This window comes from Micromonospora sp. NPDC002411 (genome assembly GCF_053592955.1).
Genome location: NZ_JBSFBM010000316.1, coordinates 1 through 7,846, shown reverse-complemented (window position 1 = coordinate 7,846; position 7,846 = coordinate 1). Strand labels below are relative to the sequence as shown.

General features: G+C 69.4%; 7 protein-coding genes. 1 reads left to right on the top strand and 6 read right to left on the bottom strand.

Annotated elements, in window-relative coordinates; all coding sequences use genetic code 11:
• Nucleotides 1–32: 32 nt before the first annotated feature.
• The 5 genes from ACWCO3_RS27960 to arfA all read right to left on the bottom strand — a co-directional run bounded on the left by ACWCO3_RS27960 (nucleotide 33) and on the right by arfA (nucleotide 5,802).
• Nucleotides 33–1,058, bottom strand: a complete 1,026-nt coding sequence (locus tag ACWCO3_RS27960) for a glycoside hydrolase family 43 protein (protein ID WP_145778799.1) — start codon at nucleotides 1,056–1,058, stop codon at nucleotides 33–35.
• Nucleotides 1,055–1,912, bottom strand: coding sequence for a carbohydrate ABC transporter permease (locus ACWCO3_RS27955; protein ID WP_208744922.1), 858 nt, complete (start codon nucleotides 1,910–1,912; stop codon nucleotides 1,055–1,057). Before ACWCO3_RS27955 ends, ACWCO3_RS27960 begins: the two co-directional genes overlap by 4 nt.
• 10 nt (nucleotides 1,913–1,922) lie before the next feature.
• Nucleotides 1,923–2,888, bottom strand: coding sequence for a carbohydrate ABC transporter permease (locus tag ACWCO3_RS27950; protein ID WP_358163493.1), 966 nt, complete (start codon nucleotides 2,886–2,888; stop codon nucleotides 1,923–1,925).
• 6 nt (nucleotides 2,889–2,894) lie between these two features.
• Nucleotides 2,895–4,226 (bottom strand): ABC transporter substrate-binding protein, encoded by a 1,332-nt coding sequence (locus tag ACWCO3_RS27945; RefSeq protein WP_450012862.1) that lies wholly within the window; start codon nucleotides 4,224–4,226, stop codon nucleotides 2,895–2,897.
• 61 nt (nucleotides 4,227–4,287) lie between these two features.
• Entirely contained in the window at nucleotides 4,288–5,802 is a 1,515-nt protein-coding gene (gene arfA, locus ACWCO3_RS27940) for an arabinosylfuranosidase ArfA (protein ID WP_357929500.1), read from the bottom strand.
• 148 nt (nucleotides 5,803–5,950) lie between these two features.
• On the opposite strand from arfA, the gene ACWCO3_RS27935 reads away from it, so the two are divergent.
• Nucleotides 5,951–6,958 (top strand): LacI family DNA-binding transcriptional regulator, encoded by a 1,008-nt coding sequence (locus tag ACWCO3_RS27935; RefSeq protein WP_145778803.1) that lies wholly within the window; start codon nucleotides 5,951–5,953, stop codon nucleotides 6,956–6,958.
• On the opposite strand, the gene ACWCO3_RS27930 is transcribed toward ACWCO3_RS27935, so the two are convergent.
• Nucleotides 6,955–7,680, bottom strand: coding sequence for a methyltransferase domain-containing protein (locus tag ACWCO3_RS27930; RefSeq protein WP_450012859.1), 726 nt, complete (start codon nucleotides 7,678–7,680; stop codon nucleotides 6,955–6,957). The two genes, ACWCO3_RS27935 and ACWCO3_RS27930, sit on opposite strands and share 4 nt — an antisense overlap.
• Between the last annotated feature and the right edge of the window lie 166 nt (nucleotides 7,681–7,846).

The following is a 7,846-nucleotide window of genomic DNA, read 5'->3' as shown; positions in this document are numbered from 1 at the left end:
GGGCGAAGCGCCCCTCCGCACGATCGATCAGCTCAGGGACGGGGCTGCGGCGTGCCGGTCGGACCCTTGACGACCGGCTTGCCGTCGACCCAGGTCACCTCGTCCAGCCAGACCTGCCGACCCGGATCGGTGCTGCCCTCCTGACCTGGAGGCCAGGCGTGGTACAGCAGCCAGGTCCGGCCGTCCTTGACCACCATCGAGGCGTGGCCGGGGCCGGAGGCGACGTCGGTGCTCTTCAGGATCGGGTTCTCGGTGGCCTTCACACACGGGCCGGTCGGGCTCTCGCAGACCGCGTACCCCTCGGCGTACTCCGCCCGGTCGTACGCGTTCGCCGCGAAGAAAAGCAGCAGCCGACCGTCCTGGCGGTGGAAGAACGGCCCCTCGATCAGGGTGCCCTCCCACGGCTCGGTCTGCTTGAGCAACTTCGTCGGCTCGCCGACGAGCGTCAGGCCGTCGTCGGCGAGGCGCTGCGACCAGAGCCAGGTGTCCACCCCGATCGCGTTGCCGTCGTTCTTCCACAGCAGCCACAGGCTGCCGTCGGCGTCCCGGTACGGGCTGGCGTCGATCGCCCCGCCCAACTCGGCCTGGCAGATCAGCGGGCCGGTCGCGTCGTCGGAGTACGGCCCCTGCGGCGCGCTGGCCACCGCCCGCCCGACACACTGCCGACCGGACTCCCGCCCCGCGACCGTGTAGTAGAGCAGGAACCGGTCCGGGGCCAGCTCGATCGCCTCCGGCGCCCAGGTCTTTCCGGGGTCCGCCCAGTCCGGCAGCGTCGGCAGGGCGTCCTCCGCCTCGGTCCAGTCGACCAGGTCCGACGAGGTGCGCACCGGGACGTTGTGGCCCTGCGAGTTGGTGTGGAACAGGTACCAGGTGTCGCCCACCTGGATCGCCTGCGGGTCCGGGGCGTCGGTGCTGACGACCGGGTTGGTGAACATCCTCGGGCCACTCCCGTTGCTCGTGTAGGTGGTCTCGTCGCCGTCGGAACAGCCCGTGACGAGCAGCGCGGCGGCGAGGGTGATCGCCGCCGCGCCGCGTCGCCGGGCGGTCGAGCGCGTCATCCCTTCAGACCGCTGCGGGAGACGCCCTGGATGATGTGCCGCTGCGCGAGCACGAAGAGGATCAGCACCGGCAGGCTGGCCAACACCGCACCCGCCATGATCACCGGATAGTCGGTGACGTACGAGCCCTGGAGCAGACCCAGGCCCGGAGGCAGGGTGAGCTTCTCCGGGCTGAACAACACGAAGATCGGCCACAGGAAGTCGTTCCAGTTGGTGAGGAACGACAGCACCGCCAGGGTGGCCAACGCCGGCCTGGACAGCGGCAGCACCACCTTGACGAAGATCTGCCACTGGTTCGCCCCGTCGAGCGTGGCAGCCTCCTCCAGCTCGTTCGGCAGGGAGAGGAAGAACTGCCGCAGGAAGAACACCCCGAACGCGCTGGCCGCGCCGGGCACCACCACCACGGCCAGGGTGTCGATCCAGTTGAGCTGGTCCACGATCAGGAAGTTCGGGATGATCAGCGAGGTCGGCGGGATGAACAACGTCCCGACGATCAGCGCGAAACTCACCCCGCGCCCCCGGAACTTCAGCCGGGCCAGGGCGTACGCGGCCATCGAGGCGGTCACCAGCACCAGCAGCGCGTGCAGCGTGGCGGCCACCATGCTGTTGAGGAACCAGCGCAGCACCGGGTTCGCCGAGTTGTTGAGGATCTGCTCGTAGCCGTAGCCGGCGAGCGGGTCCGGTAGCCAGCTCGGCGGGATCTGCTGGGCGGCGCTGTAGGTCTTCAGTGAGGTGATGACCATCCACACCAGCGGAACCAGGAAGATCAGGGCCAGCGCGACAAGGGTGGCGTAGAGCCCGACCCGGCGCAGACCCGATGCGGAGCCGCCGGTGGTCGGCGTGGGCGTCGTCATGGCGGTCCCCTCAGTCTTCCCGGTAGCGGAAGAGGCGGAAGTTGGCGATGCTCACGACCGCCAGCATCAGGGCGAACACGATGCTCATCGCGGCGGCACGACCGGCGTTGTTGTTCCGTAGGCCCTCCTCGACGATGAACCACACCACGGTGCGGGTCTCCGTGCCGGGCGTCCCCTGGGTGATCAGGAACGACTGGCCGAACATGTTCGCCGAGGCGAGCACGGTCGTGGTGATCACGAAGAGCAGCACCGGACGCAGGCCGGGCAGTGTCACGTTGCGGAACCGCTGCCACGCGTTCGCGCCGTCCATCCGGGCCGCCTCGTACAGCTCCGGCGAGATGTCCTGCAGACCGGCCAGGTAGATCACCGCGTTGAAGCCCGACGTCCACCAGACGGTCACCCCGACCAGTGAGATCCACGCCCAGGGCATGTTGGTCACCCAGGGGGTGTCCGACGGCAACCCGACCACGCCCAGGAGCCGGTTGACCAGACCCAGGTTGGCGTCGAGCAGGAACCGCCAGAGCAGGCCGATCACCGCCACACCCAGGACGTACGGTGCGAAGTAGATCGCCCGGAAGAAGGTCCGGCCCGGGAAGGAGCGGTTCAATAGCAGAGCCAACCCGAGGGGTACGACCACCAGCAGCGGCACCGACAGCACCGTGAAGATCGCGGTGGCCCGGACGCTCTGCCACCAGTCGCCGTAGACGGCGGAGTCGCTGGAGAACAGCTGCTTGTAGTTGTCCAACCCGACGAACGGCCGGTTGGGCAGCTGGAAGTCCCACTGGTGCACGCTCAGCCAGAGACCCAGGATGATCGGCAGCAGGCCGAAGACCCCGAACAGGATCAGGTACGGGGCGAGGAACAGGTATGGCGTCGCCCGTCTGGTCCGTCCCGCCGAGGCGGCCCGGCGGGCTGCTGTGGCCGCCGGGGGCGGCGCGTCACCGCGCGCCGCCCCGACCTCGATCACGTCCGCCACGGGTTATCAGCTCCCGTACTTCTTGCGGTTGTCCTCGAGCTGCTTGTTGGCCTTCGCCACGCCGTCGTCCAGCGCCTGCTTGGGCGACTTCTTGCCCAGCGCGGCCTCGTTGAACGAGTTGTAGAAGGTCGTCATGACCTCGCCCAGACCCGGCGCCGCCGGCGGGAAGGCCGCGTACTCCAGCTCGGGGGCGAGCGCCGAGATCTCCGGCAGCGCCGTGAACTCGGCGCCCTCACGGACGGCCTTACGGGCCGGGATCTGGCCGCCCTTGGCCCAGTCCAGCGAGTGCTCGCTCAGCCAGTTGATGAAGACCTTCGCCCCGGCGACCTTGTTGGCGTTGTTGGCCCGCTGCTTCACGATGGTGAAGTTGTGCGAGTTGGCCCACGCCGCTGGCTTGCTGCCGATCTGCGGGAGCGGCGCGACACCCCACTGGACCTCGGGGCTCTTCTTGAGGTCGTTGATCTGCCAGATGCCGTTCCAGGTGAAGGCGTTCTTGTTGCTCTTGAACGACAGGTAGTCGGCGTCCTGACCGACGTTGGCCGGCGAGTAACCCTGCTTGATCATGTCGACCAGCCAGGTGCAGGCCTCGACGGCCGGGTCCGAGTTGAAGGTGGCCTTGGCGACCTCGGCGTCGAAGAGGGTGCCGCCCCACTGGTTGAGCAGGGAGTAGAAGGTCATACCGCCGGTGAACTGGAACGGGCTGACCCAGAAGCCCTGGACGCCGGCCTTCTTCAGCTCGACCAGGGCCGCCGTGTAGTCGTCCTTGGTGGTCGGCGGCTTGTTCGGGTCCAGGCCGGCCTTCTGCATGACGGCCTTGTTGTAGTAGAAGCCCAGCGGGTGCATGTCCAGCGGGATGCCGTACCGCTTGTTGTTGTAGAGCCCGCCCTTCCACACCGTGGGGGCGAAGTCACCCTCGGAGAGCTCCAGGGTCTTGGCCACGTCGTCCAGCTCGGTGATCACGCCGCGGGCGGCGAAGGTGGCGAGCTGGTCCATGTGCATGACCGCGATGTCCGGACCGTTGCCGCTGGAGGCCGCACCGGGGAGCTTGTTGTAGTAGTCCTCCCACTGGTACGTGGCGATCGAGACGGCAATGTTCTGGTGCTCGGTGTTGAACTGGTTCACCAGCGCCTTGAAGATGTCGCCGTCGCCGCCGGTGAAGCCGTTCCACAGCTTCAGGTCCACCTTCGGGCCGGTGTACTCCTTGCCGCCGTTGCCGGCGGCCGGGCCGGAGGCGCTGTCGTCGCCTCCGCCGCAGCCCGCGAGGGTCAGCGAGGCAGCAGCGCCGAGTCCGAGACCGAGGCCGAGCAGGCGACGCCGGCTCATGTCGTTCTGGATCATGCTTTATCTCTCCTTGAAGGGGGACGGGATGAATTGTGCCTGCTCAGAACCGGTGCGGCACCTAGGCGTTGGCCGGGCCGAAGCGCAGCACGCTCCAGGACACGGCGGGCAGGCGCACTGTGCACCGGCCGCCGTCGGGGGTGGGGGTGGGCAGCTCCCGGGGCGTCACCCGGTCGGGCTCGGCCTCGGTGTTGGTCGCCGACGGGTCAGACCCGGCAGCGATGCTCTGGAAGGAGTAGCCGGACAGACCCGGCAGGCCGCGTAGGTCGATCTCCAGCGGGAGGTCCGTGGTGTCGCGGTTGACGGCGAAGACGGTCAGCTCGCCGGTCTCCTCGTCGTGCACGGCGACGGTGTCGAGCACCGGCACGTCCCCGTACTTCTTCGTGTCGTAGCGCGGCGACACCGGGTCGGTGCGCAGCACGGTGCCCCGGGCGTACCGGGCGGTCAGCGCGAACGGGTGGAAGATGCTCTGCCGCCAGGCCGGGCCGCCGTTGCGGGTGCGGATCGGCGCGATCACGTTGGCCAACTGGGCCTGCGCTGCCACCCCGACCCGGTCCGCGTGGCGCAGCAGGGTGATCAGCAGGTCGCCGACGACCACCGCGTCGACAGCCGTGAAGTCGTCCTCGATCAGCGCCGGGGCCTCGACCCAGCCGCGCCGGTCCAGGTCGGCCTGGAGGCGGGACTCGTACCAGACGTTCCACTCGTCGAAGGAGATCTTCAGCTTGCGCTTCTGCCGCTGCTTGGCGGCCACGTGGTCGGCGGTGGCGACTACCTCGGTGATGAAGTTGTCCATGTCGACGGCCGAGGCCAGGATGCTCGCCTGGTCACCGTCGGACGGGTCGTAGTAGGTGTGCGCCGAGATGTAGTCGACGTGCTCGTAGGTGTGCTCCAGCACCGTCGCCTCCCAGGCGGCGAAGGTGGGCATCCGCCGGTTGGAGCTGCCGCAGGCGATCAGGCTGACCGACGGGTCGATCATCTTCATCGCGCGGGCGGCCTCGGCGGCGAGGCGGCCGTATTCGTCGGCGGTCTTGTGGCCGACCTGCCAGGGGCCGTCCATCTCGTTGCCCAGGCACCACAGCCGCACCCCGTACGGGTCCTCGGCGCCGTGCTTGCGCCGCAGGTCGGAGAGCTCCGTGCCGCCCGGGTGGTTGGCGTACTCCAGCAGGTCCAGGGCCTCCTGGACGCCGCGTGTGCCGAGGTTGACCGCCATCATCGGTTCGACGCCCGCCTCGGCGGCCCAGGTCATGAACTCGTCCAGCCCGAACGCGTTGGTCTCGATCGTCTTCCAGGCCAGGTCGAGCCGGCGCGGCCGGTCGCCGACCGGGCCCACCCCGTCCTCCCAGCGGTAGCCGGAGACGAAGTTGCCACCCGGGTAGCGGACCACCGAGACGCCCAGCTCACGGGTCAGGTCGAGCACGTCGCGGCGCAGGCCGCGGGAGTCGGCGCTGGGGTGGCCGGGCTCGTAGATGCCGCCGTAGACGCACCGCCCCATGTGCTCCACGAAGGAGCCGAAGAGGCGTCGGTCGGCCGGGCCGATGGAGAAGGCCGGGTCGATCGTCAGCTGCGCGGTCCGCAAGGGGGTGCCACCTTTCCTCATTGCCGATGCACGGGTGAGCGCAGTCACCGTTCACCCGGTGTCCATCGTTTCTACAACGTTGTAGTCAACGTTGTAAAGAGCTGGTGGCGAGGTATGGTGCGCTGGGTTACATCGGGGAGGTTGCGAAGTGCGGCACAGGCTCAAGGACGTGGCCGAGCGCGCCGGGGTGTCGGTCAAGACCGTCTCCAACGTCGTCAACGGCTACGTGCACGTCCGGCCGGACACCCGGGCCCGCGTCGAAGAGGCGATCGCCGAGCTCAACTACCGGCCCAACCTCTCCGCCCGGCACCTGCGCAAGGGCCGCACCGGCGTGATCGCGTTGGCCGTACCGGAACTGGACATCCCGTACTTCGCCGAGCTTGCCCGCCACGTGGTCACCGCCGCCGCCGCGTACGGATGGACGGTGCTCATCGACCAGACCGGCGGCCGGCGTGAGCAGGAACGGGTGGTCGCCTCCGGCATCACCGACCACCTGATCGACGGGCTCATCTTCAGCCCGTTGGCGCTCACCGCGGAGGACCTGGCCGGCCTGGACGGCACGCCGATGGTGCTGCTCGGCGAACGGGTCGAGCATGGCCCTGCCGACCGCGTGGTGATCGACAACGTGACCGCGGCCCGGGAGATCACCGACCACCTGATCAAGCTCGGCCACCGCCGGATCGCGGCCATCGGCTCCCAGCGCACCGACGAGGGCGCCAGCGCCCGACTGCGCCTGGCCGGCTACGCCGACGCGCTGCGCGCCGCCGGGCTCGACTACGACGAGGCCCTGGTGGCGCCCGCGTCGGCCTGGCACCGCGCCGACGGCGCGGCCGCAATGCGGGGCCTGCTCACCTCCGGGGTACGCCCCGACGCCGTCTTCTGCTTCAACGACACGCTGGCCCTCGGTGCCCTGCGCGCACTCCACGAGGCCGGTCTGCGCGTGCCCGAGGACGTGGCGGTGGTCGGCTTCGACGACATCGAGGACGGCCGGTTCTCCATCCCCACCCTGAGCACCGTCGCGCCGGACAAGGAGCGGATCGCCCACCTGGCTGTCGAACTCCTGGCCAACCGCCTGGACGGCGACCGGGCCGCCCCCGCAAAAGCGCTCTCCGCTCCCTACCGCCTGGAACTGCGCGAGTCCACGAGGACTCCCTAGTCGAAGAAGCGGGCGAGGTGCGGTTTGGATGCCAGGTCGCCGTCCGGGGGGAGTGGGGTCAGGTCGGCGAAGATCGAGGCGCCGTCGCAGCCCGCGTGCAGCGGGTACCACCGCGGGGTGCCCGGCGGCCGGCCCTGGCAGATCCCCTTGAACGTCTGCACGTCCATCAACCGGACGTGGGTCGGGTCGGCCACCGCGTTCACGTGCCCCCACCAGGGGCTCATCACGTGCAGGACGCCACCCGGCCGCAACACCCGGTGGCACTCGTCCACCAGCGGCAGGAAGTCGATCAGGTGCTCCAGGATGTGCACCGCGAAGAGGACGTCCACCGAGTTGTCCGCCAGCGGCAGAGAGCCGGACAGGTCCGCTACCGCGTTCACCCCCGGCGCGGGGTAGATGTCCAGACCCAGGTTGCTCGACCACTGCTTGGTCGGCCCGCAACCGAGGTCCACCACCACCGGCGCCCGTCCGCCGATGCCGACCCGGCACCAGACGCCGTAGACGCCGGCCAGTCGCCCCACCAGGTCGCGTACCAGCCGTAAGTCGGCGGGTTCGGCGACGTCCCCGCTGAGGTGGGCCACCCCCCGGTCGAACCGCACCTCCACCGTCAGGCCCTGCAGCCGGTCGTCGTGCCGGACCTGGTCCGCCCACGCCTGAGCGAGGAAATCGTCGATCGCCCGTAGCCGGTCGGCCGAGGGCGGAGTCTGTGCCAAAGCGACCATTCGGGCCACCTCCCGCCGCGCGATACCCGCAATCGCGCCCGGTATGCCCCGATCTCCGGATCGATCCGTCGCGCCGCCGTGCACCAGCCGGTCCCGGCGGGGCCGGGACCGGAACGAGGCTGATTCCGCTGTGGCCTCAAGATTAGACACCCGAAATACGCTCATG

Excerpts from the sequence above, each read along its gene's own strand:
- ACWCO3_RS27960 (WP_145778799.1), bottom strand. The coding sequence starts at position 1,058 with ATGACGCGCTCGACCGCCCGGCGACGCGGCGCGGCGGCGATCACCCTC.
- ACWCO3_RS27955 (WP_208744922.1), bottom strand. The coding sequence starts at position 1,912 with ATGACGACGCCCACGCCGACCACCGGCGGCTCCGCATCGGGTCTGCGC.
- ACWCO3_RS27945 (WP_450012862.1), bottom strand. The coding sequence starts at position 4,226 with ATGATCCAGAACGACATGAGCCGGCGTCGCCTGCTCGGCCTCGGTCTC.
- ACWCO3_RS27930 (WP_450012859.1), bottom strand. The coding sequence starts at position 7,680 with ATGGTCGCTTTGGCACAGACTCCGCCCTCGGCCGACCGGCTACGGGCG.